This window comes from Streptomyces sp. NPDC000878, assembly GCF_053599695.1.
In genome coordinates, this window is record NZ_JBSFMT010000003.1 from 237643 (window position 1) to 259050 (window position 21408).

Here is a 21408-nt window from a genome sequence, read left to right on the forward strand (position 1 = left end):
ACGTGCTGACATGACCGAGACCGACCGGACGCCCCTCACGGTGTTCGAGCGTCATGAGTCGAACGTACGCAGCTATTGCCGCGACTTCCCGGTGGTGTTCGAACGAGCCGCCGGACACCATCTGTGGGACACCTCCGGGCGCCGCTACGTGGACCTGCTCTGCGGGGCCGGATCGCTCAACTACGGCCACAACCCGCCCGCGATCGTCGAGCGGGTGACGTCCTACCTCGCGGCCGGTGGACCGGTGCAGTCGCTGGACCTGCACACCGCGGCCAAGGCCGACTTCCTGGAACGCCTCACCGGCCTCGTCCTGGAGCCCCGCGGGCTGGGCGACTTCGTGGTGCAGTTCCCCGGGCCGGCCGGGACGCTCGCGGTGGAGGCCGCCCTGAAGCTGGCCCGCAAGGTCACCGGGCGCACCGACGTGATCGCCTTCACCGGAGGTTTCCACGGCGCGTCCCTGGGGGCACTGGCCGCCACGACCTCCCCGCTGCTGCGCGGGGGAGCGGGGGTACCCCTGACCGACGTCACGATCCTCCCGTACGGTGACGCCGCCGCCCTGGAACAAGCCCTCGGCGCGGAGGCGCGGACGCCTCCGCCGGCCGCGATCCTGCTGGAGACGGTCCAGGGTGAGGGCGGACTGCACACGGCGCCTCGTCCCTGGCTGGCCCGGATCCGCGAACTGGCCGACGCGGTGGGCGCGTTGGTGATCGTGGACGACATCCAGGCGGGCTGCGGACGCACCGGCACCTTCTTCAGCTTCGAGGACGCCCCCGCACTCCGCCCCGACCTGGTGTGTCTGTCGAAGTCGCTCAGCGGTATGGGGCTGCCGATGGCGGCCCTGCTGATCCGGCGCGAGTTCGACCGGTGGGCGCCCGGCGAGCACAACGGCACCTTCCGGGGCCACAACCTCGCCTTCGTGGCAGGCTCCGCGGCCCTGGACCACTGGACCGACCCCGATTTCACCGACCGCGCCGCCGAACTGGCCACCGAGATTCGCACCAGCCTCGCGAGCATCGTCGCGGCCCTCCCGACGCGGGCCGCCGAAGTCGTGGGCAAGGGGGCCATGAGCGGACTGCGTTTCGCCGAGGCCGAAACCGCCGACGGGGTACGGCGGGCCCTGTTCCGCGCCGGGATCGTGGCCGAGACCTCCGGGCAGGGACACGTACTGAAGCTGCTGCCGCCGCTGACCATGTCACTCACCGACTGGAAGGAGGTGGCGGACGTACTCGGCGACACGGTTCTCACCACGGCGTCGGGTGTCCCCGCATCCGCCGCACCCACTGCGGAGGGACGGACTGCGCCCTGAGCCCGGCCTTCATCCTCCCGGCTGCCCCGGCAAGTTGAGCGAGTTGCTGAGTCGCTGAGTTGTGGAGCAGCGGTCAGTCGCGGAGCAGCGCGCACACGAAGTTCTCCTCGACCTCGCGCAGCTCCTTCAGCAGTTGCGGCTTCGTCGCCTCGTTCACCTGCGTGGTGAGGGAGAACGTCAGCGACCGCTCGCCGTCCGGGGTCGCCGCGATCAGCTGGGTGTAGCCGGGCGTGTTCCCGGTGTGGCCGAGGACGACCCCGCACCTGGTGGTGTAGCGGAAGATCGCCGCTCCGGCCTTGTTCGTGCCCGGGCCCGCCGGTTCCGAGGCGCCGGCGACCCAGCGGCGCTGCTCGCGCAGGGTCGCCCGGGAGATCAGCGCGCCGCCCGCGTAACCGCGGACGAACCTGGTCATGTCCCGCGGAGTGGAGATGATCCCGCCCGACGCCCACACGCCCGAGGCGCCGACCAGCTCACTGACGTCCTCCGGCGTGGCCGGCGGCTGCACCGGGACGTCGTAGCCGCGCATGTACGGTTCCGGCATCTCGAAGCCCTGCGGCAGGCTTGTGTCGTGCAGGCCGAGCGGACGGTAGACCAGCCGCCGCAGCAGCTCCTCGTAGCGTTGCCCGGTCGTCGCCTCGGCCATCAGGGCCACGGCGATGTTGTCCGAGTTGGAGTACTGGTACCGCGAGCCCGGGCGGAACAGCAGCCGCTCGCGGGCCACGAAGTCGAGCAGCCGCCGGGAGTCGAACCGGTGATGCGGATCGGCCAGCAGGATCCTGAGGAACTCCGGACTCCGGCTGTAGTCCGGCAGGCCGCTGGTGTGGGTCAGGAGCTGGCGCAGGGTCACCGCGCGCCAGGCCCGGGGGAGCGAGGGCAGCCGCCGGCCGATGGTGTCGTCGAGTCCGAGCGCGCCCCGGTCCACGAGCCGCAGGGCCACGGCGCCGCTGAACGCCTTCGCCGTACTGGCGATACGCATGTGGTCGGTCGGTTCGACCGGCCTGCCGGTGTCGAGGTCGGCGGTTCCGGCCCGCAGGATCCGCCGTGACTCGCCTCGCTGGAGCACGACGATGACGCCGGGCGGGCCGCCCGGAGCGCGGACCAGCTGTTCGAGCTGGCTCTGCAGTGCGCGGTCCGTGGCGGAGCCGGGCGGGTCGGCTTCGGCGGGTGCGGACACCAGGGCCGCCAGACAGGCACCGGCCAGCACGGCGCCGACCGGCGGACGCAGACGGCGGGGGAGACGGGGCAGCGGCATGGGATCTCCTTGGGCGGGCTGGGACCGGGGGGACCGGGAGGCCGGGGCACGCCCAGCATCGGCCGGACGGCGCCCGGCTGCCTGTGCCGCTGCTGCATACGGCCGAGCGGGTCGTTCGCACGGGTCGTTCGCAGTGGGCGACGGCGTCTCCCACGGGGAGCGATGAGTTTCGGGTGCGTGCCCGGTCTACCCAGCAGTGAGTTTTCGAGAAGCTGAGGAGAAGCCGATGCCTGAGACGACTCTCGACCTCGGGCCGCAGGCCCTGATCGTGGCCCGCCTCGCGGCCGGAGTGACCGACGGGCAACTCGACGGCGCGACCCCCTGTCCGGAGTACGCGGTGCACCACATGCTCGGACACCTGGCCGGGCTGGCCACCGCCTTCCGTGACGCGGGACGCAAGGACCTCGGCGCCACGACCGACACCGGTCCGGACACCGCGGTGCCCGACATCGGGCCCGGCTGGCGCGAAACCCTGCCGAAGGTGCTCGACGAACTCGCCGAGGCCTGGCGCGACCCGACGGCCTGGACCGGCGAGACCCGGGCGGGCGGCATCACGCTGCCGGGCGCGATCGCCGGAATGGTGGCGGCGGACGAGCTGGTCGTCCACGCCTGGGACCTGGCGAGGGCCACCGGCCAACAGTACGAACCGGACCCGGCCGCGCTGCGAGCGGCGTACGACTTCCTCGCAGCCTCGGCCGAGGACCCGACCCGCGGCGACATCTTCGGCCCCGTGGTCCCGGTGCCCGACGACGAGCCCCTGCTCGACCGCGCGGTCGGCCTGAGCGGCCGCGACCCGGGCTGGAAGGCCTAGAGGCCACTCCGCGATCGTGGACGCCCTCGGGGGCGATGTCACCCCCGCTCGTGCGAGGGTGACCCGGTCCCCCTGCTGCCGGGCTACGGCCCCCCAAGGCCGAAGCCCGACCGCCTCTGAAGGGCTACGTGCGGGGGAGCGAGGTGTTGGTGATCGGCAGCGGCTGGTGGGTGCCCGCCACGTAGAGGTCCGTCGGAGCCGTGCGCAGCGCGAACGTGTCGTCGTAGTCGGAGACACGTACGGACATCACGAAGAAGCCGTCCTCCTCGGCTGTCGTCTTCACGTCGTACTCGCTCTCCCAGTAGGTCTGCAGGAAGACCTCGGTGCCCGTCTCCTCGACGCCCTTGGGAAGGGTGACCTTGCCCTGGACGGTGAGGATGTCGCCCGCCTTCACCCTCTTCTTGTTGACCTTGTAACTGACGGAGCTGGACTTGGCCGTGGTGGCCACGGTGGTGTCCGTGAAGTAGCCGTCCTGCGGGGTGTTGAGGTCACCGTCCTCGTCGTAGGAGGCCGTGATCTGCACCTCCCGCTGGACGTTGAGCAGGCTGTTGCCGGACATGTGGTCGATGTTGACGTCGGGGATGCTGAACTTCCCGGTGGCGTCGGTGACCGGCGTGCCCAGGTCGCGCGGGTCGTAGTAGGTGGGGTCGATCGGGTCGCCCCACGGATTCCAGGTGGTGAAGCGGACGACCTCCTGGACGGTGACGGGGATGTTGGGCGCCGGGGTGCCGTCGGCCGTGGTGACGGTGCCGGTGACGTCGACGTAGCGGTTGTCGTAATTGGTGCTGGTCGGGTTGGTGCTCACGGTCAGCACGTAGGCGTCGCCGGGGTCGGCGTCCGGGGGCTCCGCCGAGGCGGCGGGCGCGGACAGGGCACCTGCGGCGAGCAGGAACGCGACGGTGGCGGCAAGCCGCGTCGACAGGGACTTTCCGGGCACGGTCAACTCCAAGTTTGGTCGGGACTTGAGGAGTTGCGCCGGGCGGCACCGGTTCCGCCGCGGCACAGGTGTGCGACACAGCAGGTTCGACCGGCGGGGTGGGGCGGGAGTTGTACCTGTGCGGTCACTGTTACAGGGCTGTGGCAGAGGCGGTTTCGTACGGGTGGCGGAGCGGGCGGCGCCTAGGATCGCCCGCATGGCGCTGCGACCTGTTCAGGTGAACATCAAGGCTCTTGATCACTCGGCGGTCGGCCGGTTCTGGGCGGAGGCCCTCGGCTGGAGTGCCTACAACCCCGGTATGACGACCTATGTCGGACCCGTGGGTGACTTCGTCTGGCCGGACCCGGGCACCGTCGGCATCGCCGTGGTCCCCGTCCCGGAACCCAAGACGACGACAAAGAACCGCACACACCTCGACCTCGCGACCACCTCCACGGCCCACCAGACGGAGCTGATCGCGCGCCTCCGGGCTCTCGGCGCGACGCCCGCCGACGTGGGCCAGGGCGACGACGTGCCGTGGACGGTCCTCGCCGACCCGGAGGGCAACGAGTTCTGCGTGCTGGAGCCCCGGGAGGTCTACCGGGACACCGGGCCGATCGCGGCGGTGGTCGTCGACTCTGAGGATCCGCGGGCCATGGCCCGGTTCTGGGGTGAGGCGACGGACTGGACCCTGCACGAGGTCACAGACGAGCATGCGGTGCTGCGCTCCGCCAAGGGAGTCGGCCCGTATCTGGAGTTCCTCCGCAAGCCCGGCGCGAAGACCGTGCCGGACCGTGTCCATCTCGACCTGCTGCCGTACCCCGGTGACGACAAGGCAGCGGAGGTGGCCCGGCTGCGGGCGCTCGGCGCCACCGACCTCGACCTCGGCCAAGGCGACGTCCCGTGGACGTGCCTGGCCGACCCGGAGGGCCACGAGTTCTGCGTCCTCGCCCTGCCCTGACGCAGAGCTTCGACCCCGTGTCACAACACCGCCCGGTGTGCGTCCCGGCGGGCCGGGCAGGGAAGAATGGGGGCCGTACCAACGGTCGACCCTTGCGGAGGAGCGGGAAATGCAGGACGCGCGAGCGGGGCAGGTCGCAGGGCCCGAGGACCTCATCGATGTGGCCCGTCTGGTCACGGCGTACTACGCGCTGCACCCCGACCCGGCCGAGCCCGGGCAGCGGGTGGCGTTCGGCACCTCGGGGCACCGTGGCTCGTCCCTCGCGGTGGCGTTCAACGAGGACCACATCGCGGCCACCAGCCAGGCCATCTGCGAGTACCGCGCCGCCCAGGGCACCGACGGCCCCCTCTTCCTCGGCGCCGACACCCACGCGCTGTCGGAGCCCGCGAGGGTCACGGCACTGGAGGTGTTCGCCGCCAACGACGTGACCGTCCTCATCGACCAGACCGACGGCTACACGCCCACCCCGGCGGTCTCGCACGCCATCCTCGCCCACAACCGCAAGCGCACGTCCGGCCTCGCCGACGGAGTCGTCGTCACCCCCTCGCACAACCCGCCCGCCGACGGCGGCTTCAAGTACAACCCGCCGAACGGCGGCCCCGCCGGATCCGAAGCGACCTCCTGGATCCAGGACCGCGCCAACGAGATCATCACCGGCGGCCTGAAGGACGTACGCCGCATCCCCTACACTCGCGCCCTGGCCGCACCCGGCACCGGCCGCCACGACTTCCTCGGCGCCTATGTGGCCGACCTGCCGAACGTGCTGGACCTGGACGCGATCCGCGCCGCCGGCGTGCGCATCGGCGCCGACCCGCTGGGCGGTGCGTCGGTCGCGTACTGGGGCCGGATCGCCGAACAGCACCGGCTCGACCTGACAGTCGTCAACCCGCTCGCCGACCCCACCTGGCGCTTCATGACGCTGGACTGGGACGGCAAGATCCGTATGGACTGCTCCTCGCCGTACGCCATGGCCTCGCTCATCGAGCGGCGCGACCGGTTCGACATCGCCACCGGCAACGACGCTGACGCCGACCGGCACGGCATTGTCACGCCGGACGGGGGCCTCATGAACCCCAACCACTATCTGGCCGTGGCGATCTCGTACCTGTTCTCGCACCGGGAGCAGTGGCCCGCGGGGGCCGGGATCGGCAAGACCCTGGTGTCGTCGAGCATGATCGACCGGGTCGCGGCGGACGTCGGCCGCCCGCTGGTCGAGGTCCCCGTCGGCTTCAAGTGGTTCGTGGACGGCCTGTCCGACGGATCTCTCGGCTTCGGCGGCGAGGAGTCGGCGGGCGCGTCCTTCCTGCGCCGCGACGGCTCGGTGTGGACCACCGACAAGGACGGCATCACCCTGGCCCTGCTCGCCTCCGAGATCACGGCGGTCACGGGCGAGACCCCGTCGCAGCACTACGCCAAGCTCACCGACCGCTTCGGCGCCCCCGCCTACGCCCGCGTCGACGCCCCGGCCTCCCGCGAGGAGAAGGCCCTGCTCGCCAAGCTGTCCCCGAGCCAGGTCACCGCCGACACCCTCGCCGGAGAGCCCGTCACCACGGTCCTCACCGAGGCCCCCGGCAACGGCGCCGCCCTCGGCGGCATCAAGGTAGCCACCGCCAACGCCTGGTTCGCGGCCCGCCCCTCGGGCACCGAGGACGTCTACAAGATCTACGGGGAGTCGTTCCTCGGCGCGGACCACCTGAGCCAGGTCCAGGAGGAGGCCAGGTCCGTGGTGCTCGCGGCCCTGGGTGCCTGACGCCCGCCGGCTGACCGAGCAGCGGGTCGTACGTCAGGCACCGGAGCGCTGTTCTGCCGCCGGCTGCCGCAGCCAGTGATCGCGCGGGCAGCGGCAGCCGGCCGGGGTCGCCGAGCGGGCAGGGAAAGGTGTGGAGGTTCTCCTGCCCACGCCGGGACGCGGAAGCGTCTCCACGCCCCGGCGGGTCGGCGCAGCGATCAGTACTGCTCGGTCTCCACGAAACTCCCGTCCGCGTCGTTGTCCGCGCCGAAGGTGTCCGCGGCGGCGGTCGGGTTGAATCCGGGCGGGCTGTCCTTGAGGGCCAGGCCCATGTCGGCCAGCTTCGCCTTGACCTCGTCGATCGACTTCGCACCGAAGTTGCGGATGTCGAGCAGGTCGGCCTCGGAGCGGGCGACGAGTTCGCCCACAGAGTGGACGCCCTCACGCTTGAGGCAGTTGTACGACCGGACGGTGAGGTCGAGGTCCTCGATCGGCAGTACCAGGTCGGCGGCGAGCGCGGCGTCCGTCGGGGACGGACCCATGTCGATGCCCTCGGCGTCGATGTTCAGCTCACGGGCGAGCCCGAACAGCTCGACGAGCGTCTTACCGGCCGACGCCATGGCGTCACGCGGACGCATGGCCTGCTTGGTCTCGATGTCGACGATCAGCTTGTCGAAGTCGGTGCGCTGCTCGACACGGGTCGCCTCGACCTTGTACGTGACCTTGAGAACCGGCGAGTAGATGGAGTCGACCGGGATACGGCCGATCTCCTGCCCGATCTGCTTGTTCTGCACGGCGGAGACGTAGCCGCGACCGCGCTCGACGGTCAGCTCGATCTCCAGCTTGCCCTTGCCGTTGAGCGTGGCGAGGACGAGGTCGGGGTTGTGCACCTCGACACCGGCCGGCGGCGCGATGTCGGCGGCGGTGACGAGACCCGGGCCCTGCTTGCGCAGGTACATCACCACGGGCTCGTCCTGCTCGCTGCTGACGACGAGCTGCTTGATGTTGAGGATGAGGTCGGTGACGTCCTCCTTGACACCCGGCACGGTGGTGAACTCGTGCAGGACACCGTCGACGCGGATGGACGTGACCGCCGCACCCGGGATCGAGGAGAGGAGCGTGCGACGCAGGGAGTTGCCGAGGGTGTAGCCGAAGCCCGGCTCCAGCGGCTCGATGACGAACCGGGAGCGGAACTCGTCGACGACTTCTTCGGTAAGGGACGGACGCTGAGCAATCAGCACGGGGTGTTGCCTCCAGTGGTTTGGCGCCCTCTATCTGACGCCGTAGACACCACGAAGGGTACGGGCGATACGGGCGGTACGGTCGCCGCAGGGGCCGAATCGCCGGTCTTCCCACTCCGGAGAGGTGGCTTTTCTACCGTTCGATCGCCGTGCGGCCCAGTGAGATCAACGTGGCGTCGTCCACGAGTGAGCCGTCCCACAGTGCGGTGAAGCGGGTGATCTTGCTCCAGCGGTCCACCTCAAGGCCGACGATACCCCGGGTAACCGCGCTGTCGGACGCCGTCCATTCGTATCCCCCGCCCACCGCGCTGCCGACGACGTGGCGAACCGCCGTGCCACCACCGGCGTAGGGCAGCGGGGTGACGGCGTCGGTCAGGTAGGTGCCAATGCTTCGGGGGCCGACAAGGTGCAGGTGGGCCGTCATGTCCTCGAAGACGGCGCCGGGCGCGAAGAGTTCAGCGGCGGCGGCGCCATCGCCATCACGCAGGGCCCGCGTGAGCTTGCTCACGACGTGCTTCATGGCGGGCGCCGCGGTTTCTCCGACGGTGGATTCCCCGAAGTCCGGCAGGTGCCCGGACCCGTATGCCGCGAGGGCCGCCGTGTTGGCTATGCCGAAATGCCGGCCGTCCCAGTAGTCGATCTGCCGGGTGATCTTATGACGGTGAAAGTTGACAACGCCGGCCGCGCGGATCTCGGAGGGCCCGAACAGACCGGCGGTGTCGGTGAAGAACACGAGGGCGCTGGTCGCGTCGCCCAGAATCCGCGTGGGGTACGACTTGCCGTCGCTGGGCCAGGTGGGAACAAATTGCGACAACCCGTCGTGCAGTGCGTCCCAGGTGAAGTAGCCCGCGCTCACGACCGCATCGATATAGGTGAGGGGATCACGCGAGAAGAAGGACATCCACCCGTCCAGGTCGTGCGCGCTCTTGCGGGCGAAATAGCGCTGGAGCAGTACGGCCACCTCTCTGGTGGCGTGCGAGGAGTCGATGACGACATCGACTCCGGGGAACACGAGCCCGTCGCCGGAGCCGTCGGCCGCCGCACTTCCGGGGGAAGTCAGGGAGGCCGCGGCAATGCCGGTCCCGCCGAGCACGGCACCACGCAGCAGCGCACGTCGTGACTTCTGGTTCGGTATCTGTACGTTGCGTTCCATCACATACCTTTCGAATCGCGGATCGTTCGGTCAGCGGAGGAGGGTGGACTGCCAGCCGACGACCCTCCAGTCGTCGCCGTCCGGTGCCCACACGACCGTGTAGCGGCTCCGGGTTTCGAGGAGGTGCCCGCCGAGATCGGCCTTGACGGCCGTGATTCCGCCGAGGAAGGCGAGGTCGCCGTGGAATCGGATCGTCTCGTCGGCGCAGTCGATGGCGAGGTACTTGGTCCTTCCCGAGCCGATGCTGCCCAACAGGCCCTGCTTGGTGTCCACTCCGCCGTTGCCGTGGATCCACACCATGTCGTCGGCGAACATGGCGGTGAGGGCGGGAATGTCGGCGCGGATCATGGCTTCGCGGCGGGCCCGGTCCAGTTCGAGGACGGGGGTGGGGTCGAGGTCGGTCATGGGGTCGCTCCTGGCTGTTTGCCGGTGATGGTCGGGTCCGGTCGGTCGTGTGTGGGCCGGGGTGTTGATCAGCGGATTTCACCGGCGGTGCGTATGCCGCTCCAGTGGCTGACCTCGGCTGCCAGGTCCAGGCGTTCGACGGGCGCGTTGGTCGCGTACGCGCTCCACTGGTCGCGAGGGAGCATCCACATGATCTCGAACTCGTTGCCGTCGGGATCGGTGCCGTAGACGCTCTTGGTCGTGCCGCCGTGACTGGACTCTCCGGTGTACGCGCCGGCCTCGGCCAACACCTTGCGGATGTCCTGGAGTTCGTCGATGGTGTCGACCTGCCAGGCCAGGTGATAGAGCCCGACCCCGCCGTGCAGCCTGGGCGGCGCGGACCGGCCGACGCCCATGAGGCCGAGATCGTGATCGTGGACGGAACGTGGCAACCGCAGAAACGCCGCGTTGGCCCGGGGTTCGCGCAGGACGACGTCCATGCTGAAGACCTCGGTGTAGAACCGCTCGGATCGTGCGAGATCGGCGACGAACAGGACGGCGTGGTTGAGCCGCACCGGACCGATTCCCATCGGAGTTCTCCTTGTGTTGTGACCGCTCAGAGGTGGTGCCGGCCTCGGATACCCGCGTCGGCCCGGGCGGTGGGACTGCCTGTTGGTTCGGGAACGGTGGTGTCAGTCGGCGAGGGCGAATCCGCCGGTCCAGGAGGTCTTCTCGCCGACGGCGAGGGTGAGCTGGAGGAAGCCGACCGCCTCCAGCTCCCGGGCCCGCCTGAGGTCGCCCGCGTCCACGGCTCGCAGCCCGGCGGCGCTGATCACGAGGGCGAGCGCCGTCTTGGCGTCCGCGTCGTCACCGGCGAGCAGCACGGTGGTCGGCCGCCCGTTCACCGTGCCGGTGGCCAGCGTGGCGGCGAAGTTGGTGTTGAACGCCTTGATCACCCGCGACTCGGGCAGCGCGGCGGCGATCTCGGCGGTGGCGGAGCTGTCGGCCGGGACGACCAGCGAGTCGAAGGTCTCGAAGTCCAGCGGGTTCGTGATGTCGACGACGACCTTGCCGGCCAACTGCGCGCCACGCTGGGCGATGATCTGCCCGACGGCCGGGTACGGCACGGCGAGCACCACGATGTCGCCCGTGACCACCCGCTCCGCGTCGGAGCTGCCGAGGACTTCCACGGTCTCGCCGCTCTTGCCGACGAGGCCGGCGATGGCCTGCCCCATGTTCCCGCTGCCGATGATGCTGATGTGCGCCATGACGACCTCCATTGGTTGTAGCTACAACCATGGCATGCCGAGCTGGGTTGTAGCAACAACTATTTCGGTGCTGACATAATGCGGACGTGGAAACGCGATGGCTCACGCGGGAGCAACTGTCGGCATGGCTACGGATGGCCGCCGTACTGGAACTGCTGCCGACGGCCCTGGACAGCCAGCTGCGACGCGACGCCCAGTTGACCCACTTCGACTACCAGGTGCTCGCCATGCTCTCCGAGGCACCCGACCGCACTATGCGGATGACGAGGCTCGCCGCAGGCACCATCGCCACCCTCGCCCGGCTCTCCCACGTGGTGCAGCGCCTGGAAGCCCGCGGCTTGCTGGAGCGCTTCCCCTGCCCGACGGACCGGCGTGCCACCAACGCCCGCCTCACCGAGGCCGGCTGGCAGAAGGTGCGGGACGCCGCTCCGGGCCATGTGTCCTTCGTCCGGGACAACGTCATCGACGCACTCACGCCCGAACAGATCACCCAGCTCACCGACATCAGCCAGGCCATCCTGGACAGGCTCGACCCCGACGACAGCCGGGCCGGAATGTACCGGTGGTACGACGCGGTCGACTAGTACTCCGGTAGCGGCTCGCCATCTGGCCTGGTCGGTCGCTGCGGTACAGGGGCGTGAGCAGTTCGATCGCGACCAGGGGCCTCGCCACCCGGGTGAGGCGTACGACGGTGATGGGTTCGGTGTCGCGGACCGGCCAGTGGTCGATGCCGGGCCCGGGGGCTGGTGCGCGGCGGATTCCGCCGCTATGCCCATGTGGCGGCTGCTGGAGATCACGGTGAGCCGGTCGTCGGCTCAAGGCTGGTGCTTCTCCGGTGAGACAGGCGACGGGTTCCACTACGTTTGTGACCCGCGCGACCTTGATCACCGGCTGTCCGGCAAATCGCCGGTCATCCACGTCTTCTCGCCCTGAGCATGGCGAGGCGGCGCGTCGGCTCTTGCCGCCACGCGGCGTTGCGTTCGCGATGCCGGCGGCGGGGCGGGGTCTGGCACTGCCAACTGGAGCCGGACTGCTGCTTCACCAACGACGGGTACAGCGGGCATCCCTGCGCGGATCAGCCCTTGACCGGATGTTTCGACGCCCCGGGGTCGTCCATGCTCCCCGGATTCTCCGCAGGAAGAAGGCCGCGGTCGGGACGCGTCCGATGCGGTGTGCCGGCCCGCTGATGGGTTGCGGGCGTCGGCCGCTCTGTCGCACGCGATGTCCTCCGGGCTCGGTGGTGGGGCGGATGCCGGAAGGTCAGGTCTCCGTTGCCGGGGGCGTGGCGCGGTTCCGTGGTCGGGTCCTGGCCAGTCCGGTCTCGACGGCGCTGAGCAGGGCGAGGGCGGCGTCGAGGTGTTCGGTGTCGTGGCCCGCGGCATCGGAGACGGTCGTGGCCCATTCCTGGCGGACGAGGACGGTGTTGCTGCGTCCGCGCTCGGTGGAGTGGACCGTCACCCCGCGACCGTCGTCCGAGTGGGCGCGCCGCTCGATGAAGCCCTTCTCCTCCAGTCCGCGCAGGACGGTTGAGAGGTTGGTGCGCTGGAGCCCGGTTGCGGTGGCGATGCGGCTGGGCGTGGTGGCGGGGTCGCTCTTCAGATAGCGCATCACCATGCCCTCGGACTGCGACAGGTGGACGGCCCGCTCGTCCGTGTAGCGACGGAACTGGATCTCCCGGCTGATGATCAGTACGAGGTCGGCCAGTTCCGCCCACCGCTCCTCGAGGTCCGGCCCTGCTGTCGGGCCCGTCTGCTGCGCTTGCTCCTCCATCACGGCTCCAGAGTACGGGGTTGCCGCCATGTAGTTATGGGGGCATACTCGTTATGTGGTCATAGTTATGAGCACATAACTTTCCTGCGCAACTTCCTCTTCCTGGGGGCTGTCATGACGACAACCACTTCCTCCTCCCGGCATGCCGGAGCAACGACGCTCTCGCCCCATGCCACGGCCCGCGCCGGCGGCCTGCACCCGGTCGGGGTGTTCATCCTGCTGGCCGGCGCGTTCCTCCCGATCATGGACTTCTTCATCACCAACGTGGCCCTGCCCAGCATCGACGCCTCACTGCACGCCTCCGCGTCGTCGCTGGAGCTGGTGATCGCCGGGTACGGCGTCGCGTACGCGACCCTGTTGGTCCTCGGGGGCCGTCTAGGCGACCGCTTCGGCCGTCGGCGTATCTTCCTCGGGGCGCTCGTGGGCTTCGTGCTGGCCTCCTTGGCCTGCGGCGTCGCCCCGAGTGTGGGGGCGCTGATCGCGGCCCGCATCGTCCAGGGCGCCACCGCCGCCCTGCTCATCCCGCAGGTGCTGGCGACCTTCCACCATGTCCTCGAAGGAGAGCGCAAGTCCCGTGCCGTGGCCCTGTACGGGGCCACCTCCGGTATCGCCGCCGTGGTCGGACAACTGGTCGGCGGCCTGCTGGTGAGTGCCGACATCGCAGGTACTTCCTGGCGGCCGATCTTCCTGGTCAACGTGCCCATCGGCGTGGTCGTGCTGTTCGTGGCGGCCCGGATCGTGCCCGACACCCGCTCGCACCACCCGGTCGGCATCGACCTGCCCGGCACCGTCCTGTTCGCCGCCACGCTTACCGCCCTGCTGGTTCCGCTGACCGAGGGGCACTCCCTGGGCTGGCCGTGGTGGACCTGGGTGCTGCTCGCCGCCGCGGTAGTCCTGGGCGCCGCCACCTACCTCGTGGAGAAGCGCACCGAGCGGCGCGGCGAGGTCCCGCTGCTGCCGCCGTCCCTGCTGCGCCTGCCGTCGATGTCCCGCGGACTGGCCATGGTGTTCGCCTTCAGCATCGGCTTCGGCGCCTTCATGTTCGTTTTCGCCCTCACCGTCCAGAACGGCCTGCACGCCGACGCCCTGCACAGCGGGCTGGCGATCCTGCCGATGGCTCTGCTCTTCTTCGCCGGTTCACTGGTCGCACCCCGCCTGATCACACGCTTCGGCCGGGCGGCGCTGTCCGCCGGCGCCGTCGTACAACTCGCCGGACTGGTCTCACTGGTGACGGTCCTGCTGGAGAACTGGCCGCACGTCAGCCTGTGGGCCATGGCCGTACCGCTGGCCCTGGTCGGTGCCGGACAGTCGATGCTGTTCGCCGGCCTCTTCCGCAGCGTGCTCGCCGACGTCCCCACGCACCTGGCCGGTATCGGCAGCGGCGTACTGATCACCCTGCAGCAGAGCGGACTCGCCCTCGGGGTGGCCACCCTCGGCACCCTCTATCTGGCCCTGGCACCGCACAACGTCGCCCACGCCTTTGCCGGAGTCGAGTACGTGCAGATGGGCATCGTCGCCCTCCTCGCGGTCGGCGCCGCCGCCCTGCCGCGCTTCAACAAGTCCACGTCGGCCGCCACTCCCGTCCTCGACGCCTGAACCCGGCCCTCTCGAACCCCTCGTAAGGGAGCAGTGATGAGTCTTCTCGACTTGTCGCGATGGCAGTTCGCCATCACCGTGATGTTCCACATGACCTTCCCGGCGATCACGGTCGGACTCTCGATCTTCCTGTCGGTCGTCTACGGCCTGTACTGGCGTACGGACAGGGCGGTCTACCTGCAGATGTTCCGGTTCTGGCGGCGTATCTTCGCCGTCGGCTTCGCGATAGGCGTGGTCGCCGGCGCTGTCATCACCTTCCAGATGGGCCTCAACTGGGGCGTGTACGGCGCGAAGACGGGCCCCATCATCGGGCCGATCATCGGCATGGAGGTCGTGACGGCCTTCTTCGTCGAGGCAGGCTTCATCGGAGTCCTGCTCTACGGCGACGGCCGCGTCCGCAAGGGCACGATGTTCGTGTCCACCGTGATGGTGTCGGTCGGCACTGTGTTGTCGTCCACGTGGATCATCGCGGCGAACTCGTGGATGCAGACACCCGCCGGATTCAAGGTCGTCCACGGCCAGTTCGAGCCCACGGACTGGGTGCGCGTCCTCTTCAACCCGTCGTTCATCTGGCGCTGGCCGCACATGCTGGCCGCTGTGCTGATCTCGGCGAGCTTCTTCGTCGCCGGGATCTCGGCCTGGTACCTGGTCAAGGGGCGCGCGAAGGGCTTCGCCCGCCGCTCGATGTCGATCGCGCTCGGGACTGCCGCGCTGCTGATGCCCGTCCAGCTCTACCTCGGCGACGGTGTGGCCGGGCATGAACTGCCGTACCAGCTCTCGAAGTTGGAGGCGATCGAAGGCAACTGGGACAACGGGAACACCGGCTTCGTCCTGTTCTCCGTCCCGGACCAGCAGGCCGCGCGGAACATCGCCGAGCTCGACATCCCCTGCCTCGGCAGCTACATCGCCAAGGACCTCACCTGCAAGACGGCCATGCCCGGCCTGAAGCTCACCCCGGCAGCCGACCGGCCCGACATGGCCGCGACCTTCTGGGGGTTCCGCGTCATGTTCCTGGCGGCCGTGCTGATGTTCGGCACGGCGTTCGCCGCCACGGTCCTGCGCATGCGTAACCGCCTGTGGAGCGCGCGTCGCTTCCACCGGTTCGTCCTCTGGACGACACCGGTGGGGATCCTCGCCATCCTCGGCGGCTGGGTCACCGCCGAGGCGGGACGGCAACCGTGGATCGTGTTCGGGCAGCTCCGCACCTCGGCCGCGGTGTCCCGGCTGGCACCCGGCGAAGTCCTGTTCTCGGTGATCGGCTTCTCCGTGCTCTACCTGATCATGCTGGTCGCCTACGTCGCCTACATCGTCCGCACCATGCGCATCGGCCCGGAACGCGACGACCCCGGGCGGGAAGCTCCACCGGAGAACCTGCCGGACACCGGCCTTGCCAGGGACGGCGTACCGCTGGAGCTTCCCGCACAGATCGGCTCCCGGGAGGTGGCGGCGCGATGACCACCACTCTCTGGGCGGCGACCGTCCTCGTCTGTCTCCTGATGTACGTCGTGCTCGACGGCTACGACCTCGGAGTCGGCGTCGCCACGCTCTTCGAACGCGACCCCGCACACCGGCGGCACATGCTGGAGTCCGTCGCGGTGGGCTGGGACGGCAACGAGACCTGGCTCATCCTGCTCGGCGTCGCGCTCTGGGCGGGCTTCCCCCTGGCCTTCGGAACGATCCTCCCGCACGCCTACCTGCCGATGACCGTGGTGCTGTTCTCTCTCGTCGTGCGCGGCGTGAGTGTCGAGATGGCGTCCCAGGCGCCGCCCGCTCCCCGCTGGACCACCGCCTTCGGCGTGGCGTCGCTGCTGGCCGCGTTCGCGCAGGGCTTCGCCCTGGGGACGCTGACCTCCGCGGTACATCTGCGGGGTGACGTGTCCACCGGGACGGCCTTCGGGGCCTTCAGCTGGTTCTGCGTGCTGTCAGGGCTCGCGGTCACGGCCGCGTACACCGCTCTCGGCTACGCCTACACCAAGCACAAGTCGTCCGGGTCGCTGCGGGAGTCGGCGGGACGACGGGGTGCGGTCGCCACGGTGGCCGGGGGAGTGCTGCTGGTTCTCGTCCTCGTCACTGTCGACACCACCGCGGCACCGCTGAACCTCGACAGCCCGGGGCGCGCCTTCGCGTTCGCCGTCCTGCTGTTGTTCGCCGCCGGGGGAGCGGCCGCCTCACTCGTCACGTTTCCGTGGAAGCGGCAGTCCGGGGCGGCGGACACCCTGCCGCTCGGCGGGCTCGTGATCGCGACGGTGTCCGTGTTCCTCGCCCTGGGCGTCGCCCGCTACCCGGTGCTCCTACCACTGGGCCTCACTGTCGACAGCGCGGTCGGCCCGCACTCCACGATGGTCTTCATCCTCGTGGGCATCGGCCTGAACATGCCGCTGGTGCTGGCCTACAACGTGTTCGCCCATCGGGCCTTCGCCGGAAAGCACGACACCGCAGGAGCGCACTCATGACCACCCGAAGCTCGCTCCCCACGCCGGTCCGCGTCGTGCTGCGCCTGCTCGCCGCGGTCGTCTGGACCGTGCTGGGTCTGTTCGCCTACTTCGTCTGCCAGGGGATGTTCGGTGGCTACGCGCAGGTCCACTCGCAGCTGCTGACCACCCTGGGCATGATCGCGATCGCTCTGACCGGTGGTATCGCGTGGATCGTCGACGAGCGGCGCCCCCATGACGACGAATGAGATGTACGGGAACGGGCCGAGTGAGCCGGGCGCCGCCGGAATGCCGCAGGACGACGACGCGTGGCTCACCGCATGCGCCGCGCCGGGACGGCAGTGGTTCCGCCTGTCGGGCACCCTCCGGACACTGGAGACGCTGTTCACGATCACCCGCTGGGGCGCCCTGGCATGGACGGCCCAGGCAGTGATGGACCGGGCCGCGGCGCACGAGACGTGGGGCCTCGTGGCTTTCGCCGTCACGAGCGTGCCGGCGGTGGCCGCGGGCTGGACGGCCGACACGCTCGCCGAGCGGGGCGCACGTGCCGTCGCGGCCGGTCTGCGGCGGCAGTTGACGGGCGCTCTGCTGCCGACCGCCGGGCGGATCAGCGAAACCGGCCCGGCCGAGGCCGCGTGGGCGATGGTCGATCTCGCCGACGACGTCGCCGACTTCCACGCGCAGACCACACCACTGCGCCGGTCGGCACCGCTGTCCATGCTCGCCGCACTGGCGGTCACGGCCGCGGTGCACTGGCCGGCCGCGATCGTGCTCGTCCTGACCACCGCGCTGCTGCCCCTCAACATGCGCCTGGCGGGCCTGTTCGCCCAGCACGGCGCGGACCGGCAGTCGGCCGAGACCCGGCGCCTGAACGCCGTCGTCCTCGACAGCTTCCGCGGCATGCGGACCCTGCGCGAGCTGGGCGCGGTCGGCCGACGCGGCCGAACCCTGACCACGGCCGCCGAGCAGCTGAACAAGGCGACGATGAGCGTGCTGCGCCGCGCCTTCCTGTCCGGGATGATCATGGACATCGTCATCACGTTCTCCATCGCGGTGAACGCCACCTACATCGGCCTGTCGCTGCTCGGCTATGTGCAGGTGCCGCACGCCCCACGCCTCGACCTGTTCACCGGTCTGCTGGTGCTGCTCGTGTGTCCGATGTACTTCGCCCCGATGCGCGCCAGGGCCTCCGCCTTCCACCAGCGGGAACGCGCGACGGTCGCGGCCGGCGTCATTCGCGGCATCGTCCAGGACACCCCCGCCGAGGTGATCCCGGCGGCCCGTCCGCCGCTGACCGAGCCGGTCGGCGTGTCGCTGACAGACGTCCGGTTCCGCTACGGCGACGCCGACCACGACACCGTCAGTGCCGACGCCGAGTTCGCACCGGGCACCTGGACCGTGATCACCGGTGCTTCCGGCTCCGGAAAGAGCACACTGCTGTCGTTGATGGCCGGCCTGCGTAGGCCGTCGGCCGGCTCGGTCCGGTGGCAGACCTCGTCCGTACGGCAGGCGCCGGCGCTCGGCGGATGCGCCTGGGTCGGACAGCAGACCGTGCTACTCGACGCGACCGTCCGCGACAACATCCGCCTCGGCCGCCCGGAGGCCACCGAGCAGCAGATCCGGCGGGCCGTCGATGCCACCGGACTGGGCGCCGTGGTCGAGGGCCTCCCCGAGGGGCTGAACACCCGTCTTGGTGAGGGCGGTTGGGGTGTGTCGACGGGTGAGGCCCGCCGGATCGCCATCGCCCGCGCCTTTCTGCGCGGAGCCCGGCTCTGGCTGCTCGACGAGCCGACCGCCCACCTCGACGCGGACAGCGAACGCGAGGTCGTCGAGGCCCTGCGACGTGCCACCGACGGCTGCACCGTCGTCATCGCCACGCACTCCTTCCCGCTGGCCGCAGCGGCCGACACCGTGCTCGCGATCGACGACGGCCTCCTGCACGACGCGAGGCCGGTGATCGCGCGATGAGCAGCAGCAGCCGTAGCCCGAACAACCGTGGTGGGAGGGCGCGTTCCCTTGCGGCGGGCGGGTTGGTGCTCGCGGTCGTCGCCGAACTGTCCTCCGTCGGACTGCTCGGGCTCTCGGGCTGGTTCATCAGCGCCTGCGCCGTCGCCGGGGCGGCCACCGTCAGCTCCTTCTCCTACATCGCTCCCAGCGGCGGTGTGCGCGCGTTCGCCCTGGCCCGCGTCGCCGGCAACTACAGCAAGCGCCTGGTCCTGCACGCCGCCGCTCTGCGCCGGGTCGCCACCGCTCGGGCCGGCCTCTTCGACCGTGCCGCAGGCGCCGACCGGGCACAGGCGGATGGCCTGTGGTCGGGAGAACTGCTCGACCGCAGCATGGCTGACGCCGACAGCGCCGGGATGGCACTGATCGAGGTCACGACCCCCGTCGCCGTCACCACCGCACTGACCGCCGGCACCGTCCTCGCCGTCGCGGTGTCCATGTCCGTCGTGCCGGCCGCCGTACTCGCGGCCGGTGTCGTCGTCATGGCGGTGATCGCCCACCGTACGCCCGGCACCGCGCGTGAAGTCGAGCAGCACACCCGCAAGGCGCTGCGCGCCGAACTCGTCACCGCCGTCGACGCCTGGACGGAGCTGGCATCGCTCGGCGCCGCCGAGCAGTTGGCGGCGCGTACGACGGCGAGGTTCACCCGACTCGACATCGCGCGGGAAGTCTCCGGCAGGCGCAGGCACCGGACCACGCTGGCCACCGGCCTGATCGGCACGGCCACGTTGACCGCCACGGCCGCCGCCGGCAGCGCACCGGACGCCCCCACGTTCGTGTTCGTTGCCCTGCTGTCCCTCGGCGTGCTGGTCCAGGCCGAGCAACTGGCGACCGCCACCGAAGCCCGAGCCACCGCGAAGGCCGCACACCACAGGCTCACGGCAAGCGCGCCGAACAGCGCGAGCGACACCGCCGTTCCGGAGATGCGGTCATGGTCCACCGAGGACGGCATCGGCTTCGCGGGCTACCCTCTTCCGCCGATGGCTCTCCGGCCCGGGCGTGTCCTCGGCGCCACCGTGCCCCGGGGCGCGATGCTCGTCGTCACCGGCCGCTCCGGCAGCGGCAAGAGCACTCTGCTCCGAGCCCTCGCCTCATCGCTGCGGCAAGCGACCGAAGGCCGCGACGGCAGGCCCGCCGTCGTGGCCGTCGCCGCGGACGACCACCTCTTCACCGGCAGCCTCGGATCCAACTGGCGCCTCGCCGACGCCGCCCTGACCGACGACGAGATCGACGAACGCCTCGCCGAACTGCGGCTGAACGACAGCGGACTGACCGCCACAACTCCCGTCGGACCTGGTGGGAGACAGCTCTCGGGCGGGGAGCTGCGCCGGGTCTACCTGGGCCGGGCCCTGGCCCGCCACCCGCACGTACTGATCGTCGACGAACCCACCACGGGCCTGGACGACCGGACCGCCCGACATGTACTCGGCATCCTCACGAACCTGCCCGACACCACCGTCGTCCTCGCCCTGCACGACATACCGGCCTGCATCGAGCCGACCGGACACCTGACCCGGCTGCCGCTCGACCACACCTCCCAGGAGGCGTCATGACCACAATCCGAGCCCTCTCCGGAGCCGCCCAGAACACTGTCCGAGGGGCACAGGTCCCGACGCGCTCCGATGCGGAGCACCAGGCCCGCTTTGAACCCGCCCTCGCGTTCCTCGGCGGGCTCTATTCGGCCGCCCTGCGCATGACCGGCCATCCGGCCGACGCCGAGGACCTCGTCCAGGAGACGTACGCCAAGGCCTACACCTCGTTCCACCAGTTCCGCGAGGGCACGAATCTCAAGGCGTGGCTGTACCGCATCCTCACGACCACCTTCCTCAACTCCCGTCGCAGCCAACGGCGTCGGCCGCAGTACGACGGCACGGCGGAGCCAGCGGACTGGCAGCTGGCCCGTGCCGAGTCGCACACCTCCACCGGCCTGCGTACGGCCGAATCCGAGGCGCTCGACCACCTTCCCGACGCGGACGTCGAGGTAGCGCTGAGGGCCATCCCCGAGAACTTCCGCATCGTCGTGTACCTCTTCGACGTCGAGGGCTTCACCGTTCGGGAGATCGCCGACATCATGCGGACCCCCGTCGGCACCGTGCTGTCCCGGCTGCACCGGGGGCGCGGTCGGTTGCGCTCGCTGCTGGAGGGCTATGCCCGTGAGCACCGGCTCGTCCCGGCGGGCCGCTTCGGGAGCGGTGAGCGGAAGCGATGTGGCCACGCATGACCATCCGGAAGATCCTCCCTCGCGGCGCCACGGGTTCCGCGTCCGTGGCCGACCCGGCGGGAAACCATGCCCGATCCACACCTCGGCAGGCCCGGCGTGCACGGGGTCTCCTCGCGGTGCTCGCCTGCCTGACGGCCGTGGGCCCGCTCGCCATCGACATGTACATACCCGGTTTCCCGGCGATGAGCCGCGCGCTGCACACCAGCAGCCCCGCCATTCAGCCGACGCTCACGGCCTTCCCGGTGGGCGTGGTCGTCGGCCAGATCGTCATCGGCCCGTCAGCGACAACCTCGGCCGGCGGGGGCCGCTGATCGGCGGCTGCGCCGGATCGCCCTCGTGGTCACCGCCACCGAGCGTGGTGTGT

The 21408-nt window shown here is 70.2% G+C and carries 21 protein-coding genes; 13 read left to right on the forward strand and 8 right to left on the reverse strand.

Going from position 1 to position 21408, the window contains the following annotated elements; all coding sequences use genetic code 11:
- Positions 1-10 precede the first annotated feature (10 nt).
- Positions 11-1306, forward strand: a complete 1296-nt coding sequence (locus ACWDR4_RS04600; RefSeq protein WP_450403813.1) for a diaminobutyrate--2-oxoglutarate transaminase — start codon at positions 11-13, stop codon at positions 1304-1306.
- Positions 1307-1379: 73 nt separating this feature from the next.
- On the opposite strand, the gene ACWDR4_RS04605 is transcribed toward ACWDR4_RS04600, so the two are convergent.
- Positions 1380-2558, reverse strand: a complete 1179-nt coding sequence (locus ACWDR4_RS04605) for a serine hydrolase domain-containing protein (RefSeq protein ID WP_450403815.1) — start codon at positions 2556-2558, stop codon at positions 1380-1382.
- A gap of 226 nt (positions 2559-2784) precedes the next feature.
- Here ACWDR4_RS04605 and ACWDR4_RS04610 point away from each other — a divergent pair, with 226 nt between their 5' ends.
- Positions 2785-3369 (forward strand): TIGR03086 family metal-binding protein, encoded by a 585-nt coding sequence (locus ACWDR4_RS04610; protein WP_450403818.1) that lies wholly within the window; start codon positions 2785-2787, stop codon positions 3367-3369.
- A 124-nt stretch (positions 3370-3493) separates the two neighbouring features.
- Here the strand turns inward: ACWDR4_RS04610 and ACWDR4_RS04615 are convergent, their stop codons facing one another.
- Positions 3494-4306 carry an acyl carrier protein gene (locus ACWDR4_RS04615; protein WP_450403821.1) on the reverse strand — a complete coding sequence of 271 codons (813 nt, stop codon included), beginning with the start codon at positions 4304-4306 and terminating at the stop codon, positions 3494-3496.
- A 196-nt stretch (positions 4307-4502) separates the two neighbouring features.
- Here ACWDR4_RS04615 and ACWDR4_RS04620 point away from each other — a divergent pair, with 196 nt between their 5' ends.
- Both ACWDR4_RS04620 and pgm read left to right on the forward strand, forming a co-directional pair.
- Positions 4503-5246: a VOC family protein gene (locus ACWDR4_RS04620; protein ID WP_450403824.1), complete on the forward strand. Its 744-nt coding sequence runs from the start codon at positions 4503-4505 to the stop codon at positions 5244-5246.
- Positions 5247-5355: 109 nt separating this feature from the next.
- Positions 5356-6996 carry a phosphoglucomutase (alpha-D-glucose-1,6-bisphosphate-dependent) gene (gene pgm, locus ACWDR4_RS04625; protein ID WP_450403826.1) on the forward strand — a complete coding sequence of 547 codons (1641 nt, stop codon included), beginning with the start codon at positions 5356-5358 and terminating at the stop codon, positions 6994-6996.
- A gap of 197 nt (positions 6997-7193) precedes the next feature.
- Here pgm and ACWDR4_RS04630 read toward each other — a convergent pair whose 3' ends face one another.
- The 5 genes from ACWDR4_RS04630 to ACWDR4_RS04650 all read right to left on the reverse strand — a co-directional run bounded on the left by ACWDR4_RS04630 (position 7194) and on the right by ACWDR4_RS04650 (position 11021).
- Positions 7194-8216, reverse strand: a complete 1023-nt coding sequence (locus ACWDR4_RS04630; protein ID WP_450403827.1) for a DNA-directed RNA polymerase subunit alpha — start codon at positions 8214-8216, stop codon at positions 7194-7196.
- Positions 8217-8349: 133 nt separating this feature from the next.
- The gene (locus ACWDR4_RS04635; protein ID WP_450403828.1) at positions 8350-9369 is read right to left on the reverse strand and encodes a hypothetical protein; all 1020 of its coding nucleotides are present in this window, start codon (positions 9367-9369) and stop codon (positions 8350-8352) included.
- 30 nt (positions 9370-9399) lie between these two features.
- Positions 9400-9774: a nuclear transport factor 2 family protein gene (locus tag ACWDR4_RS04640; RefSeq protein ID WP_450403830.1), complete on the reverse strand. Its 375-nt coding sequence runs from the start codon at positions 9772-9774 to the stop codon at positions 9400-9402.
- Between the two features lie 68 nt (positions 9775-9842).
- The gene (locus tag ACWDR4_RS04645) at positions 9843-10343 is read right to left on the reverse strand and encodes a VOC family protein (RefSeq protein ID WP_450403832.1); all 501 of its coding nucleotides are present in this window, start codon (positions 10341-10343) and stop codon (positions 9843-9845) included.
- A 102-nt stretch (positions 10344-10445) separates the two neighbouring features.
- Entirely contained in the window at positions 10446-11021 is a 576-nt protein-coding gene (locus ACWDR4_RS04650) for an NADPH-dependent F420 reductase (protein WP_450403834.1), read from the reverse strand.
- An 86-nt stretch (positions 11022-11107) separates the two neighbouring features.
- On the opposite strand from ACWDR4_RS04650, the gene ACWDR4_RS04655 reads away from it, so the two are divergent.
- Positions 11108-11605: a MarR family winged helix-turn-helix transcriptional regulator gene (locus ACWDR4_RS04655; RefSeq protein ID WP_450403835.1), complete on the forward strand. Its 498-nt coding sequence runs from the start codon at positions 11108-11110 to the stop codon at positions 11603-11605.
- A gap of 676 nt (positions 11606-12281) precedes the next feature.
- On the opposite strand, the gene ACWDR4_RS04660 is transcribed toward ACWDR4_RS04655, so the two are convergent.
- A complete protein-coding gene (locus tag ACWDR4_RS04660) occupies positions 12282-12791 on the reverse strand; it encodes a MarR family winged helix-turn-helix transcriptional regulator (RefSeq protein WP_450404056.1) in 510 nt (169 codons plus the stop codon).
- Positions 12792-12905: 114 nt separating this feature from the next.
- Between ACWDR4_RS04660 and ACWDR4_RS04665 the strand changes: the two genes are divergently transcribed.
- The 8 genes from ACWDR4_RS04665 to ACWDR4_RS04700 are packed head-to-tail and all read left to right on the forward strand — an operon-like array spanning position 12906 to position 21355.
- Positions 12906-14387: an MFS transporter gene (locus ACWDR4_RS04665; RefSeq protein ID WP_450403837.1), complete on the forward strand. Its 1482-nt coding sequence runs from the start codon at positions 12906-12908 to the stop codon at positions 14385-14387.
- A gap of 36 nt (positions 14388-14423) precedes the next feature.
- Positions 14424-15842 carry a cytochrome ubiquinol oxidase subunit I gene (locus ACWDR4_RS04670; protein ID WP_450403839.1) on the forward strand — a complete coding sequence of 473 codons (1419 nt, stop codon included), beginning with the start codon at positions 14424-14426 and terminating at the stop codon, positions 15840-15842.
- The gene (locus tag ACWDR4_RS04675) at positions 15839-16840 is read left to right on the forward strand and encodes a cytochrome d ubiquinol oxidase subunit II (protein WP_450403841.1); all 1002 of its coding nucleotides are present in this window, start codon (positions 15839-15841) and stop codon (positions 16838-16840) included. Before ACWDR4_RS04670 ends, ACWDR4_RS04675 begins: the two co-directional genes overlap by 4 nt.
- Positions 16837-17067 carry a hypothetical protein gene (locus ACWDR4_RS04680; protein WP_450403843.1) on the forward strand — a complete coding sequence of 77 codons (231 nt, stop codon included), beginning with the start codon at positions 16837-16839 and terminating at the stop codon, positions 17065-17067. The genes ACWDR4_RS04675 and ACWDR4_RS04680 overlap by 4 nt, the downstream gene beginning before the upstream one ends.
- Positions 17054-18787: an ABC transporter ATP-binding protein/permease gene (locus ACWDR4_RS04685; protein WP_450403845.1), complete on the forward strand. Its 1734-nt coding sequence runs from the start codon at positions 17054-17056 to the stop codon at positions 18785-18787. Before ACWDR4_RS04680 ends, ACWDR4_RS04685 begins: the two co-directional genes overlap by 14 nt.
- A complete protein-coding gene (locus ACWDR4_RS04690) occupies positions 18784-20376 on the forward strand; it encodes an ATP-binding cassette domain-containing protein (protein WP_450403847.1) in 1593 nt (530 codons plus the stop codon). The genes ACWDR4_RS04685 and ACWDR4_RS04690 overlap by 4 nt, the downstream gene beginning before the upstream one ends.
- Positions 20373-21044, forward strand: a complete 672-nt coding sequence (locus ACWDR4_RS04695) for a sigma-70 family RNA polymerase sigma factor (RefSeq protein WP_450403849.1) — start codon at positions 20373-20375, stop codon at positions 21042-21044. The genes ACWDR4_RS04690 and ACWDR4_RS04695 overlap by 4 nt, the downstream gene beginning before the upstream one ends.
- Positions 21041-21355: a hypothetical protein gene (locus tag ACWDR4_RS04700; protein WP_450403851.1), complete on the forward strand. Its 315-nt coding sequence runs from the start codon at positions 21041-21043 to the stop codon at positions 21353-21355. The genes ACWDR4_RS04695 and ACWDR4_RS04700 overlap by 4 nt, the downstream gene beginning before the upstream one ends.
- The last annotated feature ends 53 nt before the right edge of the window (positions 21356-21408 follow it).

Excerpts from the sequence above, each read along its gene's own strand:
- ACWDR4_RS04600 (WP_450403813.1), top strand. The coding sequence starts at position 11 with ATGACCGAGACCGACCGGACGCCCCTCACGGTGTTCGAGCGTCATGAG.
- ACWDR4_RS04605 (WP_450403815.1), bottom strand. The coding sequence starts at position 2,558 with ATGCCGCTGCCCCGTCTCCCCCGCCGTCTGCGTCCGCCGGTCGGCGCC.
- ACWDR4_RS04610 (WP_450403818.1), top strand. The coding sequence starts at position 2,785 with ATGCCTGAGACGACTCTCGACCTCGGGCCGCAGGCCCTGATCGTGGCC.
- ACWDR4_RS04620 (WP_450403824.1), top strand. The coding sequence starts at position 4,503 with ATGGCGCTGCGACCTGTTCAGGTGAACATCAAGGCTCTTGATCACTCG.
- pgm (WP_450403826.1), top strand. The coding sequence starts at position 5,356 with ATGCAGGACGCGCGAGCGGGGCAGGTCGCAGGGCCCGAGGACCTCATC.
- ACWDR4_RS04635 (WP_450403828.1), bottom strand. The coding sequence starts at position 9,369 with ATGGAACGCAACGTACAGATACCGAACCAGAAGTCACGACGTGCGCTG.
- ACWDR4_RS04640 (WP_450403830.1), bottom strand. The coding sequence starts at position 9,774 with ATGACCGACCTCGACCCCACCCCCGTCCTCGAACTGGACCGGGCCCGC.
- ACWDR4_RS04645 (WP_450403832.1), bottom strand. The coding sequence starts at position 10,343 with ATGGGAATCGGTCCGGTGCGGCTCAACCACGCCGTCCTGTTCGTCGCC.
- ACWDR4_RS04650 (WP_450403834.1), bottom strand. The coding sequence starts at position 11,021 with ATGGCGCACATCAGCATCATCGGCAGCGGGAACATGGGGCAGGCCATC.
- ACWDR4_RS04660 (WP_450404056.1), bottom strand. The coding sequence starts at position 12,791 with ATGGAGGAGCAAGCGCAGCAGACGGGCCCGACAGCAGGGCCGGACCTC.
- ACWDR4_RS04665 (WP_450403837.1), top strand. The coding sequence starts at position 12,906 with ATGACGACAACCACTTCCTCCTCCCGGCATGCCGGAGCAACGACGCTC.
- ACWDR4_RS04670 (WP_450403839.1), top strand. The coding sequence starts at position 14,424 with ATGAGTCTTCTCGACTTGTCGCGATGGCAGTTCGCCATCACCGTGATG.
- ACWDR4_RS04675 (WP_450403841.1), top strand. The coding sequence starts at position 15,839 with ATGACCACCACTCTCTGGGCGGCGACCGTCCTCGTCTGTCTCCTGATG.
- ACWDR4_RS04680 (WP_450403843.1), top strand. The coding sequence starts at position 16,837 with ATGACCACCCGAAGCTCGCTCCCCACGCCGGTCCGCGTCGTGCTGCGC.
- ACWDR4_RS04685 (WP_450403845.1), top strand. The coding sequence starts at position 17,054 with ATGACGACGAATGAGATGTACGGGAACGGGCCGAGTGAGCCGGGCGCC.
- ACWDR4_RS04690 (WP_450403847.1), top strand. The coding sequence starts at position 18,784 with ATGAGCAGCAGCAGCCGTAGCCCGAACAACCGTGGTGGGAGGGCGCGT.
- ACWDR4_RS04695 (WP_450403849.1), top strand. The coding sequence starts at position 20,373 with ATGACCACAATCCGAGCCCTCTCCGGAGCCGCCCAGAACACTGTCCGA.
- ACWDR4_RS04700 (WP_450403851.1), top strand. The coding sequence starts at position 21,041 with ATGACCATCCGGAAGATCCTCCCTCGCGGCGCCACGGGTTCCGCGTCC.